The sequence below is a fragment of the Mesorhizobium silamurunense genome, from assembly GCF_014843905.1.
Classification (GTDB): domain Bacteria; phylum Pseudomonadota; class Alphaproteobacteria; order Rhizobiales; family Rhizobiaceae; genus Mesorhizobium; species Mesorhizobium silamurunense.
Window position 1 is genome coordinate 1 of sequence record NZ_LPVS01000205.1, and the last position, 1202, is coordinate 1202.

The window sequence follows — 1202 nt, forward strand, 5'->3', positions numbered from 1 at the left end:
GGCGGATTCAAGCGGTCGTCGCAACACCTGAACGAAGGAGGTTGCGATGGACATTCGAAAGCGACGGTCACACCGTTCTGGACGAGCGCCGCTGCCGTCACCGGGACGGCCGCCAGTAGCGGGACGATCTGAACTCCAGCGATTCTGGTTGGGGATCGCGCAAGGAATGACCAGCGAGGATGCTGCATTGGCGGCTGGTATGTCGCAGCCTGTCGGTACCAGATTGTTCCGACAGGCGGGCGGCATGGCACCAGCGATGTTCAGATCTTCGACCAAGCCGCCGTCCGGGCGGTACCTCTCGTTTGTGGAACGTGAGGAGATCGCACTACTTCGCATTCAGGGCCTTTCGAGACGCGAGATCGGACGCCAACTTGGCCGATCCGCCTCGACCATCTCCCGCGAGCTACGACGCAATGCCGCTACGCGCAGCGGTGGCCTGGAGTATCGTGCATCGACAGCCCAATGGCATGCGGATCGATCGGCCCGTCGGCCCAAGCCGACCAAGCTTGCGTTCAATGCAACCTTGCGCACTTATGTGGAGGAGAGACTCGCTGGCGTTGTCGTGGCCCCGAGCGGCGTTCTCGTTCATGGTCCCACCGTTCCGTGGAAGGGCCGCCGGCATGGCCCGCGAAAGGATCGGCGATGGGCCAAGGCCTGGAGCCCGGAGCAGATTGCCCGACGCTTGCCGATCGACTTCCCGGACGACAAGACGATGCGCATCAGCCATGAAGCCATCTATCAGGCCCTCTTCGTTCAGGGCCGCGGAGTGCTGCGCCGCGAGCTGACGGCCTGCTTGCGAACAGGACGTGTATTACGGGTCCCCAGGGCGCGCGTAGGTAGGCGAGGCAAGGGCTTTGTCTCACCGGAGATCATGATCAGTCAGCGTCCCGCCGAAGCGGCCGATCGAGCGGTGCCGGGACATTGGGAGGGAGACCTCATCCTTGGTCTTGGCAGCTCGGCGATCGGCACATTGGTCGAGCGCACGACGCGCTTCACGATGCTACTGCATCTTCCCCGGCTCGTGGGGCATGGCGAAGCTCCGCGCATGAAGAATGGCCCTGCTCTCGCAGGACACGGAGCTGAAGCCGTGCGTGACGCGATTACGCGCACCATCATCACCTTGCCCGAAGAGTTGCGTCGTTCGCTGACCTGGGATCAGGGAGCCGAAATGGCTCAGCATGATCGTCTCAAGATCGACGCGG

The 1202-nt window shown here is 63.1% G+C and carries 1 protein-coding gene; it reads left to right on the plus strand.

What is annotated here, in order from left to right:
* Positions 1-46: 46 nt before the first annotated feature.
* On the plus strand, positions 47-1202 hold a 1156-nt coding region (locus AU465_RS33075), incomplete at its 3' end, for an IS30 family transposase (protein ID WP_210325372.1).